This is a genomic window from Terrisporobacter glycolicus ATCC 14880 = DSM 1288 (assembly GCF_036812735.1).
GTDB lineage: Bacteria > Bacillota > Clostridia > Peptostreptococcales > Peptostreptococcaceae > Terrisporobacter > Terrisporobacter glycolicus.
The window spans coordinates 3,805,823-3,827,279 of sequence record NZ_CP117523.1 but is presented as its reverse complement, the minus strand read 5'-3'; the positions used below and the strand labels follow the sequence as shown (position 1 = coordinate 3,827,279).

8 protein-coding genes, 7 tRNA genes and 3 rRNA genes are annotated in these 21,457 nt (G+C 35.1%); 15 read left to right on the top strand and 3 right to left on the bottom strand.

Features of this window, described 5'->3' with window-relative positions; translation table 11 throughout:
• The first annotated feature begins 3 nt into the window (after window positions 1–3).
• From TEGL_RS18575 to hprK, 15 genes are all read left to right on the top strand, one after another.
• Window positions 4–2,619: a heavy metal translocating P-type ATPase gene (locus TEGL_RS18575; protein ID WP_018590063.1), complete on the top strand. Its 2,616-nt coding sequence runs from the start codon at window positions 4–6 to the stop codon at window positions 2,617–2,619.
• Between the two features lie 546 nt (window positions 2,620–3,165).
• Window positions 3,166–4,670: ribosomal RNA gene (locus TEGL_RS18570) — 16S ribosomal RNA — on the top strand.
• Window positions 4,671–4,782: 112 nt separating this feature from the next.
• Window positions 4,783–4,858, top strand: a tRNA-Ala gene (locus tag TEGL_RS18565).
• Window positions 4,859–5,058: 200 nt separating this feature from the next.
• Window positions 5,059–7,958: ribosomal RNA gene (locus TEGL_RS18560) — 23S ribosomal RNA — on the top strand.
• A 212-nt stretch (window positions 7,959–8,170) separates the two neighbouring features.
• A 5S ribosomal RNA gene (gene rrf, locus TEGL_RS18555) occupies window positions 8,171–8,287 on the top strand.
• The 16S, 23S and 5S rRNA genes sit together here with 7 tRNA genes alongside, the layout of an rRNA operon.
• A gap of 5 nt (window positions 8,288–8,292) precedes the next feature.
• A tRNA-Thr gene (locus tag TEGL_RS18550) sits at window positions 8,293–8,368 on the top strand.
• 5 nt (window positions 8,369–8,373) lie between these two features.
• Window positions 8,374–8,448 (top strand) — tRNA-Glu (locus TEGL_RS18545).
• A gap of 1 nt (window position 8,449) precedes the next feature.
• Window positions 8,450–8,523 (top strand) — tRNA-Gly (locus tag TEGL_RS18540).
• Between the two features lie 15 nt (window positions 8,524–8,538).
• Window positions 8,539–8,614 (top strand) — tRNA-Val (locus TEGL_RS18535).
• Between the two features lie 17 nt (window positions 8,615–8,631).
• Window positions 8,632–8,708: transfer RNA gene (locus TEGL_RS18530), tRNA-Asp, on the top strand.
• A 4-nt stretch (window positions 8,709–8,712) separates the two neighbouring features.
• A tRNA-Lys gene (locus TEGL_RS18525) sits at window positions 8,713–8,788 on the top strand.
• Window positions 8,789–9,056: 268 nt separating this feature from the next.
• A complete protein-coding gene (gene uvrB / locus TEGL_RS18520; protein WP_018592002.1) occupies window positions 9,057–11,027 on the top strand; it encodes an excinuclease ABC subunit UvrB in 1,971 nt (656 codons plus the stop codon).
• Window positions 11,027–13,852, top strand: coding sequence for an excinuclease ABC subunit UvrA (gene uvrA / locus TEGL_RS18515; protein ID WP_018592003.1), 2,826 nt, complete (start codon window positions 11,027–11,029; stop codon window positions 13,850–13,852). Before uvrB ends, uvrA begins: the two co-directional genes overlap by 1 nt.
• A gap of 191 nt (window positions 13,853–14,043) precedes the next feature.
• Window positions 14,044–15,858 carry an excinuclease ABC subunit UvrC gene (gene uvrC / locus TEGL_RS18510; RefSeq protein WP_018592004.1) on the top strand — a complete coding sequence of 605 codons (1,815 nt, stop codon included), beginning with the start codon at window positions 14,044–14,046 and terminating at the stop codon, window positions 15,856–15,858.
• Window positions 15,859–15,862: 4 nt separating this feature from the next.
• The gene (gene hprK, locus TEGL_RS18505) at window positions 15,863–16,795 is read left to right on the top strand and encodes an HPr(Ser) kinase/phosphatase (protein ID WP_018592005.1); all 933 of its coding nucleotides are present in this window, start codon (window positions 15,863–15,865) and stop codon (window positions 16,793–16,795) included.
• A gap of 73 nt (window positions 16,796–16,868) precedes the next feature.
• Here hprK and TEGL_RS18500 read toward each other — a convergent pair whose 3' ends face one another.
• Genes TEGL_RS18500 through TEGL_RS18490 form a run of 3 tightly spaced genes read right to left on the bottom strand, consistent with a single transcriptional unit; the run spans window position 16,869 to window position 21,056 of the window.
• Entirely contained in the window at window positions 16,869–18,629 is a 1,761-nt protein-coding gene (locus TEGL_RS18500) for an NADH-dependent [FeFe] hydrogenase, group A6 (RefSeq protein ID WP_018592006.1), read from the bottom strand.
• A 23-nt stretch (window positions 18,630–18,652) separates the two neighbouring features.
• Entirely contained in the window at window positions 18,653–20,542 is a 1,890-nt protein-coding gene (locus TEGL_RS18495; RefSeq protein WP_018592007.1) for an NADH-quinone oxidoreductase subunit NuoF, read from the bottom strand.
• A 13-nt stretch (window positions 20,543–20,555) separates the two neighbouring features.
• A complete protein-coding gene (locus TEGL_RS18490) occupies window positions 20,556–21,056 on the bottom strand; it encodes a complex I 24 kDa subunit family protein (protein ID WP_018592008.1) in 501 nt (166 codons plus the stop codon).
• Between the last annotated feature and the right edge of the window lie 401 nt (window positions 21,057–21,457).

Sequence of the window (21,457 nt, the reverse complement as noted above, 5' to 3'; positions counted from 1 at the left end):
ATAATGTTGGCGGCAGTATTGATAAAAAAAGAGCTAATGCTAAATGGATTAACATGTGCTCACTGTGCTGAAACTATAGGAGAAGCTGTAAAAAATATTAATGGAATTGAAAGTAGCAATATGAATTTTATCAGTAAAAAACTAACTTTAGAAATTGATTCTTCTTATGATGAAGAAACAATAGTAAGTGAAGTTATTTCTCTTATTGATTCAATAGAACCAGGCCTTGATATTCAAGTACTTGATAAAAAAGTAAGCATAGGTAATAAAAAAGAGTTAATGTTAAATGGATTAACATGTGCCCATTGTGCAGAAGTGATAGGTGACAAAGTAAAATATTTAGAAGGAATTCAAAGCAGTAACTTGAATTTTGTAAATAAAAAATTAACACTAGAATTAAATTCTCGAAAAAATGAAGATAAAATAATAGAGGATGTTATTGGTTTGATTGATTCAATAGAACCAGGTCTTGATATTCAAGTGGTTGGGAATAAAAATAAGTCACATATAAAGAAAGATATTATTTTAGGAGGACTTAATTGTGCTCACTGTGCAGAAGTAATAGGCAATAAAGTATCTTTACTAGATGGAGTTAAAAGCTCTAATATGAACTTTGTAAATAAAAAACTATCTGTAGAAATAGATAATACAAATGAAAATATTACGATAAAAAATATAATAAACATAATAAATGATACAGAACCAGGACTTGATATACAAATTGAAGGAACGAAAGAAAATAAGAAAGCTAAAAAAGAAAGTAGAGTAATAAGAGATAATAATAAATTAGAACTTTTAAAGATATTATTAGGGGCGTTTGTATTTATATTTGCATTTTATGAAGAAATGATGGGAGTAGAAAGTAAATATTCAATATTAATATTCTTAGTATCTTATATATTAGTAGGTGGAGACGTTGTATATAAAGCTTTACGAAATATGACAAAAGGTAGAATATTTGACGAAAACTTTTTAATGACAGTAGCAACAGTTGGTGCAATTGCAATAGGCGATTCATCAGAAGCTGTTGGGGTAATGTTATTTTACAAAGTAGGAGAATATTTACAAGAACTTGCAGTAGGAAAATCAAGAAAATCTATTTCTGATTTAATGCAAATAAAACCAGATGTGGCAAACTTAAAAATAGGTAACTCTATTAAAGTTGTAGATCCAGAAGAAGTAGAACTTGACGATTTTATAATAGTTAAACCGGGTGAAAAAGTACCTCTAGATGGTGTAGTAGTAGATGGAAATTCTATGGTAGATACATCTGCATTAACTGGAGAGTCTGTTTTAAGAACTGTTAAGTCAGGAGATGAATTATTATCAGGATTTATTAATAAAAACTCTTTATTAACAGTAAAAGTAACTAAAAGTTTCTCTGAGTCTACTGTGTCGAAAATACTAGACTTAGTGGAAAATGCAAGTAGTAAAAAGTCTAAAACAGAAAACTTCATATCTGTATTTTCAAAATACTATACACCTATAGTAGTTATATTAGCTACATTAATAGCAGTAGTTCCACCAATATTTGTTCCAGGAGCAATGTTTAGTGATTGGTTACACAGAGGATTAGTATTTTTAGTTGTATCATGCCCATGTGCTCTAGTTTTATCCATACCACTAAGTTATTTCAGCGGAATAGGTGTTGCTTCTAGAAATGGTATATTAATAAAAGGAAGTAACTACCTTGAAGCTTTAAGATATGTTGATACAGTAGTATTTGACAAAACTGGAACATTAACAGAAGGTGTATTTGATGTTGTAAAAGTTAATTCTGTTGGAATCTCAGAAGAAGAATTAATTAAATATGCATCTATTGCAGAAGCTAATTCAAATCATCCAATTGCTAAGTCTATTTTAAATTACTATAATAAAGAAATTAATTTAAATAAAATAGAAAGGTATGAAGAAATAGCGGCTCATGGAATAAAAGTAAAATATGAAAATGAAGAGATATTAGCTGGAAATGAAAAGTTAATGACAGCTAACAATATAAGCGTAAATAAAAATGAAGAAATAGGAACAGTAGTTTATATAGCAGTAAATAATCAATTTAAAGGATCTATAGTTATTTCTGATAAAATAAAATCAGATAGTGAAAAAGCTATTAAGGAAATAAAAGGCCAAGGCATAAAAGAAACGGTTATGCTAACTGGAGATAATAAAGAAGTTGCTGATTCAGTAGCAAAACAATTAAAGGTAGATAAAGTATATTCAAATTTATTGCCAAATGAAAAGGTAGAAAAAATAGAAGTTATATATGAAGGAAGAAATGAGAAAGAAAAAATTGCCTTTGTGGGAGATGGAATAAATGATGCTCCAGTTCTTGCTCGTGTGGATGTTGGTATAGCTATGGGTGGTTTGGGATCAGATGCAGCTATAGAAGCAGCAGATATAGTTATAATGACAGATGAACCAAGTAAAATAGCTGAAGGAATAAAAATATCTAAAAAGACTTATAAAATAGTATGGCAAAATATTATATTTGCATTAGGTATTAAAATTATAGTTATGATATTTGGAGCTTTAGGTATGGCAAGTATGTGGGAAGCAGTATTTGCTGATGTAGGGGTTGCTTTAATTGCAGTGTTAAATGCAATGAGAATAATGAAATAAAATATTAAAGTACTACTTTGTTGTATTATGAATGTAAAATTTATATGTACAAAGTAGTATTTTTATTTTCTTATTAAAAAATAATAAACTTTGAATATAAGTTTTTGCTATTATTACATAATAAAAATAGGAAATTGAAGAAAAAATATAGTTAAATTAAAGAAAGGAGATTACTGTAAAAATGATTTAAAAACCTTATGATTTCAATTATAAATCAAATGTTATAATAAATAGGATTTAATAATAAGTCATAAAACGTCAATGATTTTATAAAAAAACTTTAAAAAGGTATTGACGGTATTTTATTATGATGATATAGTATTACTTGTCCTTAAGACAGGGACAAAACATCAACAAAAAACTTCTGAAAAAAGTTGTTGACAAGACAAAACAGCTTTGATAAAATGAAAAAGCTGAAACAAGCAAAGAACTTTGAAAATTAAACAGTAGGTTAACAATAAATTAATTCTTTAAGAATTAAACTGAAACAACAAACAAACCAAGCCAGATATTCAGATAATGATTAGTCTGAGCGATGGACAACTTTTTTATGAGAGTTTGATCCTGGCTCAGGATGAACGCTGGCGGCGTGCCTAACACATGCAAGTCGAGCGATTCACTTCGGTGAAGAGCGGCGGACGGGTGAGTAACGCGTGGGTAACCTGCCTCATACACATGGATAACATACCGAAAGGTATGCTAATACAGGATAATATAAGAGATTCACATGTATTTCTTATCAAAGCTCCGGCGGTATGAGATGGACCCGCGTCTGATTAGCTAGTTGGTAAGGTAACGGCTTACCAAGGCGACGATCAGTAGCCGACCTGAGAGGGTGATCGGCCACATTGGAACTGAGACACGGTCCAAACTCCTACGGGAGGCAGCAGTGGGGAATATTGCACAATGGGCGAAAGCCTGATGCAGCAACGCCGCGTGAGTGATGAAGGCCTTCGGGTCGTAAAACTCTGTCCTCAAGGAAGATAATGACGGTACTTGAGGAGGAAGCCCCGGCTAACTACGTGCCAGCAGCCGCGGTAATACGTAGGGGGCTAGCGTTATCCGGATTTACTGGGCGTAAAGGGTGCGTAGGTGGTTTCTTAAGTCAGGAGTGAAAGGCTACGGCTCAACCGTAGTAAGCTCTTGAAACTGGGAGACTTGAGTGCAGGAGAGGAAAGTGGAATTCCTAGTGTAGCGGTGAAATGCGTAGATATTAGGAGGAACACCAGTAGCGAAGGCGGCTTTCTGGACTGTAACTGACACTGAGGCACGAAAGCGTGGGGAGCGAACAGGATTAGATACCCTGGTAGTCCACGCCGTAAACGATGAGTACTAGGTGTCGGGGGTTACCCCCCTCGGTGCCGCAGCTAACGCATTAAGTACTCCGCCTGGGGAGTACGCTCGCAAGAGTGAAACTCAAAGGAATTGACGGGGACCCGCACAAGTAGCGGAGCATGTGGTTTAATTCGAAGCAACGCGAAGAACCTTACCTAAGCTTGACATCCTTTTGACCGATGCCTAATCGCATTTTTCCCTTCGGGGACAGAAGTGACAGGTGGTGCATGGTTGTCGTCAGCTCGTGTCGTGAGATGTTGGGTTAAGTCCCGCAACGAGCGCAACCCTTGCCTTTAGTTGCCAGCATTAAGTTGGGCACTCTAGAGGGACTGCCAGGGATAACCTGGAGGAAGGTGGGGATGACGTCAAATCATCATGCCCCTTATGCTTAGGGCTACACACGTGCTACAATGGGTGGTACAGAGGGCAGCCAAGTCGTGAGGCCGAGCTAATCCCTTAAAGCCATTCTCAGTTCGGATTGTAGGCTGAAACTCGCCTACATGAAGCTGGAGTTACTAGTAATCGCAGATCAGAATGCTGCGGTGAATGCGTTCCCGGGTCTTGTACACACCGCCCGTCACACCACGGAAGTTGGGGGCGCCCGAAGCCACTTAGCTAACCCTTTTGGGAAGCGAGTGTCGAAGGTGAAATCAATAACTGGGGTGAAGTCGTAACAAGGTAGCCGTATCGGAAGGTGCGGCTGGATCACCTCCTTTCTAGGGAGAATTAACCTACTGTTTAATTTTGAGGGTTCTTTAAAACTCTTAAAAAATAATATTGACAACATTCGACAAAGTGATTATAATATATTTTGTTGAAAAAGCATATGGGGGTGTAGCTCAGCTGGGAGAGCACTTGCCTTGCACGCAAGGGGTCAGGAGTTCGATCCTCCTCATCTCCACCATTAGTACTTATTTAATAAGTGCTTTAGTACTTTGAAAACTGCATAACATTTAGTGATATGACATTATATAAAGAAGAAGATAAACTTCTTAAAAAATATATCATATAAAGAAGATAACTTTTAAAAATATCAACTTTAAGCAAAGGGATTTGTCTGAATGTATATGAAGACAAAGACTTTGGCGCTAATTTTTAATAACTGGTCAAGTTATTAAGGGTGTAGGGCGAATGCCTTGGCACTAGGAGCCGATGAAGGACGCGATAAGCTGCGATAAGCTTGGGGGAGTTGCACGTAAACTGTGATCCCAAGATTTCCGAATGAGGAAACTCACTTAGAGTAATGTCTAAGTATCGTATAGTGAATACATAGCTATGCGAGGGGAACCCGGGGAACTGAAACATCTAAGTACCCGGAGGAAGAGAAAGAAATTCGATTCCGTAAGTAGCGGCGAGCGAACGCGGAACAGGCCAAACCAGTGAAGTTTTCTTCACTGGGGTTGCGGACATATCATAACGAAGAGGCTATTGTAGACGAAGAGAGTTGGAAAGCTCCGCTATAAAGTGTAAAAGCCACGTAGTCAAAACAAGAAGACTTCAGATATGATCCAGAGTACCACGGGACACGTGAAACCCTGTGGGAAGCAGGAGGGACCATCCTCCAAGCCTAAATACTACCTAGTGACCGATAGCGTATAGTACCGTGAGGGAAAGGTGAAAAGAACCCCGGGAGGGGAGTGAAAGAGAACCTGAAACCCTACACTTACAAGCTGTAGGAGCACATTATTTGTGTGACTGCGTACTTTTTGTAGAACGGGCCAACGAGTTACGTTACCTAGCAAGGTTAAGCACTTAAGGTGTGGAGCCGCAGCGAAAGCGAGTCTTAACTGGGCGTATAGTTAGTTGACGTAGACCCGAAACCGGGCGACCTATCCATGGGCAGGTTGAAGCGAAAGTAAAATTTCGTGGAGGACCGAACCCACGAGCGTTGAAAAGCTCGGGGATGACCTGTGGATAGCGGTGAAATTCCAATCGAGCCCGGAGATAGCTGGTTCTCTCCGAAATAGCTTTAGGGCTAGCCTCAAGATTTAGAGAAACGGGGGTAGAGCACTGAATGTCCTAGGGGGTATTGCACTTACCGAAGACTATCAAACTCCGAATACCGTATTCTTATGCTTGGGAGTCAGACTGTGGGTGATAAGATTCATAGTCAAAAGGGCAACAGCCCAGATCGTCAGCTAAGGTCCCTAAATGTACGTTAAGTGGTAAAGGATGTGGGATTGCACAGACAACCAGGATGTTGGCTTAGAAGCAGCCACTCATTTAAAGAGTGCGTAATAGCTCACTGGTCGAGTGATCCTGCGCCGAAAATTTCCGGGGCTAAAACGTACTACCGAAGCTACGGCATCATTTATGATGGGTAGGAGAGCTTTCTATATGGATTGAAGCATTACCGTAAGGAGATGTGGACTGTATAGAAGTGAGAATGTTGGCATGAGTAGCGAGATGTGGGTGAGAATCCCACAGGCCGTAAACCCAAGGTTTCCAGGGGAAGGTTCGTCCGCCCTGGGTTAGTCAGGACCTAAGCCGAGGCCGAAAGGCGTAGGTGATGGACAACAGGTTGATATTCCTGTACCACCAATAACCGTTTGAGAAATGGGATGACACAGTAGGATAAGCTAACCGCACTGTTGGTTATGTGCGGGCAAGTATTGAGGCAGTTCAGGTAGGCAAATCCGCCTGAATAATGCTGGAGTACGATGCGGAGCGAAATTTAGTAGCGAAGTAGCTGATTTCACACTGTCGAGAAAAGTCTCTATCGAGGTTAAAGGTGCCTGTACCGCAAACCGACACAGGTGGGTGAGGAGAGTATCCTAAGGCCAGCCAGAGAACTGTTGTTAAGGAACTCGGCAAAATGACCCCGTAACTTAGGGAGAAGGGGTGCCATGGAAACATGGCCGCAGAGAATAGGCCCAAGCGACTGTTTACCAAAAACATAGGTTTCTGCTAAGTCGCAAGACGATGTATAGGAGCTGACGCCTGCCCGGTGCTGGAAGGTTAAGGGGATCTGTTAGGGTAACCGAAGCAGTGAACTTAAGCCCCAGTAAACGGCGGCCGTAACTATAACGGTCCTAAGGTAGCGAAATTCCTTGTCGGGTAAGTTCCGACCCGCACGAAAGGCGTAACGATTTGGGCACTGTCTCAACAACAGACTGGGTGAAATTGTAATACCGGTGAAGATGCCGGTTACCTGCGACAGGACGGAAAGACCCCATGGAGCTTTACTGTAGCTTGACATTGAGTCTCGGTGCTACATGTACAGGATAGGTGGGAGGCTATGAAGCATGGACGTCAGTCTGTGTGGAGCCATCCTTGGGATACCACCCTTGTAGTACTGGGATTCTAACCAGCTGCCTTGAATCAGGTAGTGGGACACTGTCAGGTGGACAGTTTGACTGGGGCGGTCGCCTCCTAAAGAGTAACGGAGGCGCTCAAAGGTTCTCTCAGTACGGTCGGAAATCGTACGTAGAGTGTAAAGGCAGAAGAGAGCTTGATTGCAAGACATACAGGTCGAGCAAGGACGAAAGTCGGACTTAGTGATCCGGTGGTACCGCATGGAAGGGCCATCGCTCAACGGATAAAAGCTACCCTGGGGATAACAGGCTGATCTCCCCCAAGAGTCCACATCGACGGGGAGGTTTGGCACCTCGATGTCGGCTCATCACATCCTGGGGCTGTAGTAGGTCCCAAGGGTTGGGCTGTTCGCCCATTAAAGTGGTACGCGAGCTGGGTTCAGAACGTCGTGAGACAGTTCGGTCCCTATCCGTCGCAGGCGTAGGAAATTTGAGGAGACCTGTCCTTAGTACGAGAGGACCGGGATGGACGTACCGCTGGTGTACCAGTTGTTCTGCCAAGGGCATAGCTGGGTAGCTAAGTACGGAAAGGATAAGCGCTGAAAGCATCTAAGCGCGAAGCCTACTTCAAGATAAGATTTCCCACCGTAAGGTTAAGACCCCATGAAGACTACATGGTTGATAGGTCAGAGGTGGAAGTGTGGTAACATATGTAGCTTACTGATACTAATAGGTCGAGGACTTGACCAAAATAAACCTAAAGGTTTATATCGCCAACTAAATCTTTGATTATATAATTATAAGGAAGATTTCGGTTGCTAAAAATAGTTAATGAAAACATTAAATGTTAGCAGTTTTGAAAGTACTAACAAAAGTTAATACTTAAAAACATTTTGAGCAACGGATTTTTCTGAAGCGTTAGCAAAGAAATATCGTTGACGATATGAGTGTAATGAATTTTATGTGGTTATTATAGCAAAGAGGATACACCTGTTCCCATTCCGAACACAGAAGTTAAGCTCTTGAGCGGCGATGGTACTTGGAGGGCGACCCCCTGGGAGAGTAGCACGTAGCCACGTAAGTTGCTGGTATGGCTCAATTGGTAGAGCAGCTGACTTGTAATCAGCAGGTTGTAGGTTCGAGTCCTATTACCAGCTCCATAGATGGCTCATTGGTCAAGCGGTCAAGACACCGCCCTTTCACGGCGGTAACAGGGGTTCGATTCCCCTATGAGTCACCATGCGGGTGTAGCTCAATGGTAGAGTTCCGGCCTTCCAAGCCGGCTGTGAGGGTTCGATCCCCTTCACCCGCTCCAATTTAATTGATTCCCGGGACCATAGCTCAGCTGGGAGAGCACCTGCCTTACAAGCAGGGGGTCACAGGTTCGAGCCCTGTTGGTCCCACCATTAAAACATATAAATGCGGCCTGGTAGTTCAGTTGGTTAGAATGCCAGCCTGTCACGCTGGAGGTCGAGGGTTCGAACCCCTTCCAGGTCGCCATAATGACTCATTAGCTCAGTCGGTAGAGCACTTGACTTTTAATCAAGGTGTCCGGAGTTCGAATCTCCGATGGGTCACCAATTATTCATAAAAACCATGTATAAATTTATACATGGTTTTTGTTTTAAATATAATAAAGTATATTATACGAATCAGAGCTTATTTTTATATAAGCTCTATTTTATTTATTAAGGAATTATAAATTATTTAAATTATTTTAAATGGGTAATATATATTAATGAATAAATTTTATAATAAATGTTTATACAAAAGGTCAATAATAGAATTATTATGGTATAATTATTATTGTAATTATACGGAACGGATGTTCTAAAGGAGTGAGGAGATATGGATTTTGAAATTCAATCAGCTTTTAAGCCAACAGGAGATCAGCCAGAAGCAATAAAAGAGATTGTTACTTCAATTAATAAGGATGAAAAATTTCAAACATTACTAGGGGTAACAGGTTCGGGTAAAACTTTTACTATGGCAAATATAATTAGAGAGGTAAAGAAACCAACCTTAATCCTGGCTCATAATAAAACTTTAGCCGCTCAATTATATAGTGAGTTTAAAGAGTTTTTCCCTAATAATGCAGTTGAATACTTTGTAAGTTATTATGATTACTATCAACCAGAAGCTTATGTAGCATCTAGTGATACATACATAGAAAAAGATGCAAGCATAAATGATGAAATAGATAAACTAAGACACTCAGCCACAGCATCCATATTAGAAAGAGATGATGTAATAGTGGTATCTTCTGTTTCTTGTATTTATGGTATTGGGGATCCTGATGATTATAAAAAACTTATGTTATCCATTAGAACAGGAATGGAAATTGATAGAGATACCCTTATAAGAAAATTAGTAGATATACAATATGAAAGAAATGATATTAACTTTGTTAGAGGAACTTTTAGAGTGAGGGGGGATATTTTAGAATTATTCCCAGCAAGCGATGATGAAAAAGCTATAAGAATAGAATTTTTTGGGGATGAGATAGATAGAATAGTTGAAATTGACTATGTTACAGGGAAAATTTTAGGAACGAGAAATTATATAGCAGTATTCCCAGCATCACATTATGTTACCACTCCAGAAAAAGTTGCTCATGCAGTGGAGGCTATTGAAAAAGAGCTATCAGAAAGAGTTCAATATTTTAAAGAAAATGATAAATTGATAGAAGCTCAGAGAATTGAACAAAGAACTAAATATGATATAGAAATGCTTAATGAGATAGGTACATGTCAGGGAATTGAAAACTATTCAAGACATATAACAGGAAGAGAAGAAGGTGAAAAGCCTTATACATTAATGAGTTTCTTCCCGGATGATTTTTTATTAATAGTAGATGAATCTCATGTTACTATTCCTCAGGTTAGAGGAATGTATGCAGGAGACCGCTCAAGGAAACAATCATTAATAGAAAATGGATTTAGATTACCTTCTGCTTATGACAACAGACCTTTAAATTTCTCTGAATTTGAAGAAAATATAAATCAAGTACTATTTGTTTCTGCAACACCAGGGTCTTATGAAATAGAACACTCTACAACTGTGGCACAGCAAATAATAAGACCTACAGGCCTACTTGATCCGATTATAGAAGTAAGACCAATTGAAAATCAAATAGATAATTTAGTTGGAGAAATAAACAAGGTCGTTGAAAAGAAAGAAAGAGTATTAATTACAACTCTAACTAAGAAAATGAGTGAAGATTTAACGAACTATTTAAAAGAGATAGGAATAAAGGTTAAATATTTACATTCAGATATAGATACACTGGAAAGAACTGAAATAATTAGAGATCTAAGATTGGGTAAATTTGATGTATTAGTAGGTATAAATTTACTTAGAGAAGGTTTGGATATACCAGAAGTTTCTCTAGTTGCCATATTAGATGCAGATAAAGAAGGTTTTTTAAGATCCGAAACTTCACTAATACAGACAGTAGGGCGTGCGGCTAGAAACTCAGAAGGTAGAGTTATAATGTATGCTGATAAGATTACACGTTCTATGTCAGCAACTATTGAAGAAACTAAGAGAAGAAGAGAAATACAGTCTCAATATAATGAAGAAAATGGAATAACTCCTAAAACTATTGTTAAAGAAGTTAGAAATAGTATAGAAACACTTAAACCAGCTGATGAAGAAGTTGTATTTGGAATTGCTGAAAGTGAAGATGAATATGAAGTTCAAAATAATATAGAAACATTACAAAAAGAAATGATGGAAGCTGCACAAAATTTACAATTTGAAAGGGCGGCCCAGTTAAGAGATAAGATAAAAGAGTTGGAAGAAAGGATAAAGAATTAATGGAAGATAAAATCATTATAAAAGGTGCGAAAGAGCATAACCTTAAAAATGTTAGTATAGAACTTCCTAGAAATAAGTTTATAGTTTTCACAGGGCTATCGGGTTCTGGAAAATCCTCTTTAGCTTTTGATACTATTTATGCAGAAGGTCAAAGAAGATATGTGGAAAGTTTATCGGCTTATGCTAGACAGTTTTTAGGTCAAATGGAAAAACCAAATGTGGAATATATAGAAGGGTTATCACCAGCAATATCTATAGATCAAAAAACAACATCAAAAAATCCTCGTTCTACAGTGGGTACTGTAACAGAAATTTATGATTACTTAAGGCTTTTATTTGCAAGAGTTGGAGATGTACATTGCCCTACATGTGGCAAACCAATATCTCAAATGACTATACAAGAAATAGTAGATAAAGTAATTGAATTACCTGAAAGAACCAAGATTCAAATTTTATCTCCTGTAGTAAGAGGTCAAAAAGGAACTCACAAAAAACTTATAGAGAGTATTGCTAAGGACGGATTTGTAAGAATAAGAGTTAATGGAGAAAATCAGGAAGTAACAGATGAGATTAACTTAGAGAAAAATAAAAAACACAATATAGAGGTTGTTGTAGATAGAATAGTTGTAAAAGATGGGATAGAAGGAAGGCTTGCTGATTCAATAGAAACAGCTGTGAAATTATCTGATGGACTTGTTATAGCTCAAATAGTAGATGGAGAAGAAATTTTATTCTCTACTAAATTTGCTTGTCCAGAACATGGAATAGGAATTGAAGAGTTATCACCAAGAATGTTTTCATTCAATGCTCCTTTTGGTGCTTGTGATGTATGTAAAGGTTTAGGAGAAAGTAGAGAAGTTGATCCAGATCTTGTTATACCAAACAAGGAATTAAGTATTAAACAAGGAGCTATAGCAGCTTGGGGAAGTGTAAGTACAAGTGATGATACATATTATAGTAAAATGGTACAAAGTTTAGCAGAGCATTTTAATGTATCTCTAGAGACGCCATTTAAAGATTTGCCAGAGGACTTTGTTCAAGAATTACTTTATGGTGAAAATAATGTAATGGTTCAATTTATATTTGATTCAAAATTTGGAGGAAGAAGAGAATATAAAGCTCCTTTTGAAGGTGTAATAGTAAATCTTGAAAGAAGATATAGAGAAACTAACTCAGAGTATTCAAGAGATAAAATAGAAGAATATATGGCTGAAACACCTTGTCCAAAATGTAAAGGTAATAGGCTTAAAAAAGAAGTGCTATCTGTTTTAATAGGTGGAAAAAACATAATGGAGGTTACAGATTTATCTGTAAAAGAATTATTAGATTTTGTTCAAAGCTTAAAATTAAGTGAAAAAAATAAATTTATAGCACATGAAATTTTAAAAGAAATAAATGAAAGAGCATCTTTCTTAAAAGATGTTGGACTTGAATATTTAACTTTATCAAGAAAAGCAGGAACTTTATCAGGAGGAGAAGCACAAAGAATTAGGCTTGCAACTCAAATAGGTTCTGCTTTAGTTGGAGTTTTATATGTACTTGATGAGCCAAGTATAGGACTTCATCAAAGAGACAATGAAAAGTTAATAGGAACTTTGAGGCATTTAACTGACCTTGGAAATACGTTAATTGTAGTTGAACACGATGAAGATACTATGAGAGAAGCCGATTACGTGGTAGATATTGGTCCAGGGGCAGGAATTCATGGCGGAGAGATAGTAGCTCAAGGTACTTTAGATGAAATCTTAGAAAATCCTAATTCAATGACAGGATTATATTTAAGTGGTAAAAAAGTAATAGAAATACCTAATAGCACAAGAGAAGGTAATGGAAATTTTATAGAAATTAAAGGCGCCACAGAAAATAACTTAAAAAATATTAATGCAAAGATACCTCTTGGAAAATTTGTATGCATAACCGGTGTATCAGGATCAGGAAAAAGTTCATTAATCAACTCTATTTTGTACAAAGGCGTAGCAAGTAAAGTTAATAGATTAAGACAAAGACCTGGAAAACACAAAGAAATTAAAGGTATTGAAAATATAGATAAAATAATAAATATAGACCAAAGCCCAATAGGAAGAACTCCTAGATCAAATCCTGCAACTTATACAGGCGTATTTGATCAAATAAGAGATTTATTTGCAACAACAAATGAAGCTAAAGCTAGAGGATACAAAAAAGGAAGATTTAGTTTCAATGTTAAAGGTGGTAGATGTGAAGCCTGTAAAGGTGATGGTATAATAAAAATAGAAATGCATTTCTTACCAGATGTTTATGTACCTTGTGAAGTATGTAAAGGAGAAAGGTACAATAGAGAAACTCTACAAGTTAAGTATAAAGATAAAACTATAGCAGACGTCCTTGATATGAATGTAGAGGAAGCTTTAGAGTTCTTTGAAAATATACCAAATATAAAAAGAAAGCTTGAAACATTAATGGATGTTGGCCTTTCTTATATTAAACTTGGTCAACCTTCAACTCAGTTATCAGGAGGAGAAGCGCAAAGAATTAAACTAGCAACAGAATTAAGTAAAAGACCAACAGGAAAGACTTTATATATACTTGATGAGCCTACAACAGGACTTCATATGGCAGATGTTGATAAGTTGATTCATGTTTTACAAAAGTTAGCTGATACAGGAAATACTATAGTTGTTATAGAACATAACTTAGATGTTATAAAAACTAGTGATTATATTATAGATTTAGGACCTGAAGGTGGAGATAAAGGTGGAAAAATAATCGCTACTGGAACTCCTAAAGAAGTATCTAAGGTGGAGGGATCTTATACTGGTCAATTCCTAAAAAAATACTTTGAATAAGTTTTAAATTTAAATATTCTCAAAGACTAAATATAAACTTCTAATTTTTATGTATATAAAGATTAGAAGTTTTATTATAGAATGAATTATGTATAAAAATTTAGAGAAAGTTAGTACATGAAGCAGTAACAAAAATGATTTGCTTACGCAGTGGCTCAGCCTAAGCGAATTTTGATTTCGGAGGAATATAAGTGTTTGATATACAAGAACAATTAAAAAAACTACCAGCTGAACCTGGAGTATATTTAATGAAAGATGAAAATGATAAAATAATATATGTTGGAAAAGCGGTCTCATTGAAAAATAGAGTAAGACAGTACTTTCAATCATCAAAAAATCATTCTTCTAAAGTAAAATCAATGGTTAAAAATATAAAGTCATTTGAATATATAATTACTGATTCAGAGCTAGAAGCATTAATTTTAGAATGTAATTTAATTAAAAAATATAGACCCAAGTATAATGTTTTGCTAAGAGATGACAAGACTTATCCTTATATAAAGGTAACAGTAAATGAAGATTTTCCAAGGGTATTAAAAGTTAGAAGAGTTATTCGAGATAAGGCAAAATATTTTGGACCATATACAAATGTGGAAGCTGTTAATGATACTTTAGATGTTATAAGAAATATTTATCCTATAAGAACTTGTAATGTGGATATTGAAAGGGCTATTAAAAATAACATGAGGCCGTGCTTAAACCTTCATATAAAAAGATGTGTTGGACCTTGTACTGGTAATGTTTCAAAAGAAGAATATAATAAAATGATAGAAGAAATACTATTATTTTTATCTGGAAAAGAAGAAACTTTAATAGAAATTTTAAAAGAAAAAATGAATAAATGCTCTATGGAATTTAATTTTGAAGAAGCGGCTTTATATAGAGATAAAATAATAAATCTTCAAGATATGATGCAAAAACAAAAAATTGATGTATCTACAGAGGATGTTAATCAAGATATTATTGCTATGGCTTATAATGATGAAGAAGCTTGTGTTCAATCTTTCTTCATCAGACATGGAAAAATTGTTGGAAGAGAGCACTTTATATTAGAAGGTACAAAAGATTCTAGTAAGGAATCTATACTTAGCTCTTTTGTAAAACAATTCTATATGAAAGCAGAATACATTCCAAAAGAGATTATTATTGAATGTGAAATAGAAGACCAAGTAGTTCTTGAAGAGTGGTTATCTAATATTAAAGGTCAAAAAGTATTTATAAGAGTTCCGCAAAAAGGAGATAAAAAGAGTCTAATATCTATGGTGAAGAAAAATGCTATGGAATACTTAGAAAAATTCTCTAATTTAAATAAAAGAAAATATGAAAGAAGTGAAGGAGCTTTAATAGAGCTAGCGGAAGTTTTAGGTTTAGAAGAATCACCAAGAAGAATAGAATCTTACGATATATCTAATATACAAGGTGTTGACTCCATAGGTGTTATGGTTGTTTTTACAAATGGACTTAAAGATAAAAAAGAATATAGAAGATATAAAGTAAAAACTGTAGAAGGTCCTAATGACTATGACTCTATGGCGGAAATTTTAGATAGAAGATTGCAAAAAGGAGATTTTGCTGATTTAATATTATTAGATGGTGGAAAAGGTCAAGTTAGTGCTGTACAAAAGGTTTTTGATAAATATGGAATAGATATTCCTTTGTGGGGAATGTATAAAGATGACAGACATAGAACAAAAGGATTAATATGTGCTTCTAAGGAAATTGAACTTGATAAAACATCAAATTTATATAGATTTGTTGCTAGCATTCAAGAGGAAGTTCATAACTATGCTATAAGTTATCATAGAAGCTTGAGAAATAAATCATTAACAAAATCCTCTTTAGATGATATTCCTGGTGTGGGAGAGAAAAGGAAAAAAGCTCTATTATCTCATTTTAAAAGTATTGAAGATATAAAAAATGCATCAGTGGAGGAATTAGCTAAGGTAGAAGGGTTAAATAAAAGTGTAGCAGAAAATATTTATGATTATTTTAGAAAGGGAGAGTAAATAATTGATAGAAACAGTAAAAGACATAGTATCTATATCTCAATTAATTGAGGATTTAAATTTAGAGATAGTATATATGCCAAAAGGTAAGGAATACTACGTGGAGTCAGAAGATGTAAATAGAACGGGTCTGCCATTAGCTGGATATTTTGAGTATTTTCCATATGAGAGAATTCAAATAATAGGAAGAACAGAATATACTTATTTTCAAAATATAAAAAAAGAAAAAAGGGAAAAAATACTAGATAAGTTTTTCTCTTATGAAATTCCTGTATTAATAGTTACAAGAGACTTGAATATAGATGAAGATATAATAGCAAGTGCTAAAAAATACAACAGAGTAGTTTTAAGTAGTAAATGCAATACTACAAGATTTATAAATAGATTATCAAATTATTTAGATAACAAGCTGGCACCTCATGTTACTATGCATGGAGTTTTAGTAGATGTATATGGTATAGGTGTGTTGATAAAAGGTGAGAGCAGCATAGGTAAATCAGAAACTGCCTTAGAATTAATACAAAAAGGTCATAGACTTGTAGCTGATGATGCTGTTGAAATTAGAAAGGTGGATGACAGTAGATTAGTAGGGCAAGCACCTGAAATATTAAAACACTATATGGAAATCAGAGGAATAGGCATAATAGATGTAAAAAGTTTATATGGTGTTGGAGCTATAAAAAATCAAAAAGCTATTGATATAGTAATTGAACTAGAAAATTGGAATCAACAAAAGTATTATGATAGATTAGGTTTAGACAGGGAATATGAAGAAATACTAGGAAGACAAGTTGAAAAACTAGTAATACCTGTTAAACCAGGAAGAAATACTTCTATGATAATTGAAGTTGCAGCCATGAACTTTAGACAAAAGGGAATGGGTATAGATGCAGCTCAAGAATTTACACAAAAATTATCTAAGGTAATTGATAAATAAAAAAGAGAGTTATGAGATTTTGTGAATTTCATAACTCCCTTTTAGTTTTAATTAATATGCAAAATATTAATTATTAGCACTCAGCATCTGCATATACATTACTTTTATCATAGTACTCAGTGTGAAGTAATTCATGAGACTTGTGTCCGCCTCTTTCGCCTAGGAAATCATCATATAATTTGATGATATCTGGGTTAGCATGAGAAAGACGTTGTGGTTTATTCGCATCTATTTCATATAAAGCTTTAGCTCTTGATTTAACTTTATCATAATCTCCACCATGATAAGGTTGACCAGCACCAGCAACACATCCACCAGGACAAGCCATGATTTCTATTACATGATACTTGCAAGTTCCAGCTCTTAATTCATCCATTAATTTTCTTGCATTTCCCAAACTACTTGCAGCAGCTACATTTACTGTATGACCAGCTATCTCTAAAGAAGCTTCTTTTATACCATCCATACCTCTAACAACTGTAAAATCTAGAGATGGAGCTTCTTCTTTAGTTATATCATGATAAGCAGTTCTAAGTGCAGCTTCAAGAACACCACCAGTAGCACCAAATATATCAGCAGCTCCTGTAGAGTATCCAAGAGGGCTATCAAATTCAGCTTCTTCTAAGTTAGCTAAATCTATACCAGCTTCTTTTATCATTCTAGCTAATTCTCTAGTAGTTAATGATAAATCAGTATCTAAATATCCGTCTTGACCTAATTCTTCTCTTGAAACTTCATATTTCTTAGCAACACAAGGCATTATAGACATAACTATAACTTCATCAGGTTTTTTATCTAAAGCTTTTTCAGCAAAGTAATGTCTAGCTATTGGAGAGAACATACTTTGTGGAGATTTACAAGTAGATAAGTAACCTAATAAATCTGGATATTCATGTTCCATAAAGTTAACCCAAGCTGGACAACAGCTAGTTAATATAGGAAGTTTTTCACCTTTAACAAATCTATTTACAAACTCATTAGCTTCTTCCATTATAGTTAAGTCAGCTGCAAAGTTAGTATCGAATACATAATCGAATCCTAAAGCTTTTAATGCAGCAACCATTTTTCCTGTAGATATAGAACCTGGATCTAATCCAAATTCTTCACCTAAGCCAACTCTTACAGCTGGAGCAGTTTGAACCATAACTGGTTTTTCTTTTTGGCCTAAAGCAGCCCAAGCTTCAGCAGTATTATCTTTTTCTATTAAAGCACCTGTTGGACATACACTTATACATTGTCCACAGAAAGTACAGTTAGTATCAACTAAATCAACACCGTAGAAAGTAGAAACTTCTGTACCAAATCCACGGTTGATGCCAGATAATACACCAACTGTTTGAACTTCATTACACATAGTTTCACATCTTCTACATAGTATACATTTTGCATGATCTTTAACTATAGATTTAGTAGAAGTATCAACAGGAACATAAGATTGATGTCCATCAGAGAATCTTACATTTCTTATTCCTAGATCTGCAGCAATATCTTGTAATTCACAATTTCCGCTCTTAATACAAGATAAACAATCTTTTGGGTGGTCTGATAACATTAATTCAACAACATTTTTTCTATATTTTAATGCTTCTGGTGAATTAGTATTTACAACCATACCTTCTCTAACTAATGTACCGCAAGCAGGAACTAATCCTCTTCCAGCGCTAACCATACATACACGACAAGATGCACAATGGTTATCAAATTTTATATCATCCATATGTAAATGACATAGGCTTGGTATTTTAACATTTACTTGCTTTGCAGCTTCTAATATTTTTGTATCAGAAGGAACTGAAACAGCTTTGCCATTTATAGTTAAATTAACTAAACTCATTAATAAACCCCTCCTTAGCGTAATTATCTTTTAACAATTGCACCTTTCTTACATTTTTCTATACAAGTACCACATTTAATACATACAGCAGTATCTATTATATGTTTTTCTTTCTTTTCACCGCTTATTGCATCAACTGGACAGTTTTTAGAACATAGTCCACAACCAATACAATCATCAGTAATTACAAAGTCTAACATAGAGCTACATTTTCCTGCTGGACATTTATGATCTTTAACGTGAGCTACATATTCATCATAAAAACAATCCATAGTACTTAATACAGGGTTAGGAGCGCATTTTCCTAGACCACATAAAGCGGTGTTTTTCACAGTTAATGCTAAATCTTTTAAATCAACTAAGTCTTGCTCGCATCCTTTACCTTCACAGATTTTGTTTAATAATTCATATAATCTCTTTGTACCTATACGACAAGGAGTACATTTGCCACAAGATTCCTCAACAGAGAAGTCTAAGAAGAATCTAGCTATTTCAACCATACAGTCAGTTTCATCAAGAACAAGCATACCACCAGAACCCATCATAGAGCCTATAGAAGCTAAAGACTTATAGTCTATAGGAGTATCTAAATCTTTAGTAGAAATACACCCACCAGATGGTCCACCAGTTTGAACAGCTTTAAACTCTTTATCATGTAAGATACCGCCACCTATTTCATAAACGATCTCTCTAAGCGTAGTACCCATAGGAACTTCAACAAGCCCAACGTTGTTTACTTTTCCGCCTAATGCGAAAACTTTAGTACCTTTAGAATCTTCAGTACCGTAAGAAGTAAACCAATCAGATCCTTTAGTTATTATAACTGGAACATTACCGAATGTTTCAACGTTATTTAAGCAAGTAGGAGCATTCCATAAACCATGTTTAGAAGAAGAGAAAGTCTTCATTCTAGGCTCACCACGTTTACCTTCTATAGAGTGCATTAAAGCAGTACCTTCACCACAAACGAAAGCACCAGCACCATATTTTAATTCAAGTTTGAAGTTAAAACCGCTACCCATTATGTTTTCACCTAATAGCCCAGCTTCTTCAGCTGCAGCTATAGCTATTTTTAATCTTTCGATAACACGAGGGTATTCAGCTCTTATGTATATATACCCTATATCAGAACCAATAGCATATCCACAGATTGCCATAGCCTCCAATACATTATGAGGGTCACCTTCTAATAAAGATCTATCCATAAAGGCACCTGGGTCACCTTCATCAGCATTACATACAACGAATTTTTTGCCGTTAACAGGAGGGTTTTTAGCAGACGCTTCCCATTTCACCCCTGTAGGGAATCCAGCTCCACCTCTACCTCTAAGTCCTGAAGTTTTTATTTCATTAACAACTTGCTCAGGAGTCATTTCATTTAAAGCTTTTCCAAGACCTAAATATCCACCATTAGCTAAATATTCCTCAAGACGTTCTGGGTGTATAACACCAAGATTTCTTAAAGCTATCTTTTCTTGTTTTTTATAGAAAGACATATCTTTTTCATTATTAACTCTTAAGTTATCTAATGAAGGCTCTTCAAATAATAATCTTTCAACAACTATATTATTTTTTATATGACTTTCAACAATTTCCTTAGCATCTTCTGGAGAAAGATGTACGTAGAAAACATTATCAGGATAAACTTTTACTATAGGACCAACAGCACAGAATCCAAAACATCCAGTTAATTCAACTTTAGCTACATCTTCAAGACCAGCTTTTTTTATTTCATCTTGCAAAGCTTCTAAAACTTTTATACTACCGGAAGAAGCACATCCAGTATCACCACAAACTAATATTTCTCTTTTTGCAGGAATACCATCAACGCCGTCTTTTTTTCTTAAATCAAGAAGAGGTTTGTACCCTTCAACAGCAGATTTTAACTCAGTATAAGAATTAATTCTTTTCATGTATTATCCCCCCCTAACAGCTCATTTCTACTTCTTTATAGTCGTTTATTATACCTGAAACATCATCAGGTGTAACTCGGCTATATACTCTACCATCAACAACAACAACAGGAGCAAGTCCACAAGCACCTACGCATCTTAAACACTCAATAGTGAATTTAAGATCAGGAGTAGTTTCTCCAGATTTAATTCCCAATTGTTTTTCGAATTCTTCAAGAACAGCATTTGCTCCTTTAACGAAACAAGCAGTTCCTAGGCAGACATTAATTTTGTGCTCTCCAACTGGAGTAGTAGAGAAATAAGAATAGAAGCTAACAACACCATATACTTTGGCAGGAGAGAGACTTAATTTTCCTGCTATATAAAGTTGAACTTCTTTTGGTAGATAGCCAAATATACCTTGAGCTTCTTTAAGTACATATATTAATGCACTTTCATCAGCCTCAGGAAGAGCAGCGATTAAGCTATCCAATTCATCAAATAATTTTTTGTTTTGTGAAACAAAATTGCACATGCAAATTCCCCCTTTTCATTTTGAAGTTAGTCATAGTAAATAATTAACAGCAAAAACTTAAAATACATTCTATAAATTTTGAGAGGATGTATTTATAAAATTAGCTAACTAAAAATTTATAGAGTTAAAAATTTAACATTTAAAAATTTCTATAAAAATATATTAAAAATACCAAAATAGAAAATTTTGTAATTCTACTTTATATTATAGTATAAGAATATATTAAAAAGCTAATGAAAAATTATAATTCAAATATAGAATAATTATAAAAAAAACAATAAATTTAGAGTTTGTTTTAAAAAAATAAGGAAAATACTAAAAAAAATCAATTATTGAATTAAAAAATTAAGTGGACTATAATAAATAAATTAAATATTAAAGAATAATTTAAATATTCTGAA

What these genes read in the sequence shown, in the direction of transcription:
- TEGL_RS18575 (WP_018590063.1), top strand. Translation starts at nt 4, where the DNA reads ATGTTGGCGGCAGTATTGATAAAAAAAGAGCTAATGCTAAATGGATTA.
- uvrB (WP_018592002.1), top strand. Translation starts at nt 9,057, where the DNA reads ATGGATTTTGAAATTCAATCAGCTTTTAAGCCAACAGGAGATCAGCCA.
- uvrA (WP_018592003.1), top strand. Translation starts at nt 11,027, where the DNA reads ATGGAAGATAAAATCATTATAAAAGGTGCGAAAGAGCATAACCTTAAA.
- TEGL_RS18500 (WP_018592006.1), bottom strand. Translation starts at nt 18,629, where the DNA reads ATGAGTTTAGTTAATTTAACTATAAATGGCAAAGCTGTTTCAGTTCCT.
- TEGL_RS18495 (WP_018592007.1), bottom strand. Translation starts at nt 20,542, where the DNA reads ATGAAAAGAATTAATTCTTATACTGAGTTAAAATCTGCTGTTGAAGGG.
- TEGL_RS18490 (WP_018592008.1), bottom strand. Translation starts at nt 21,056, where the DNA reads ATGTGCAATTTTGTTTCACAAAACAAAAAATTATTTGATGAATTGGAT.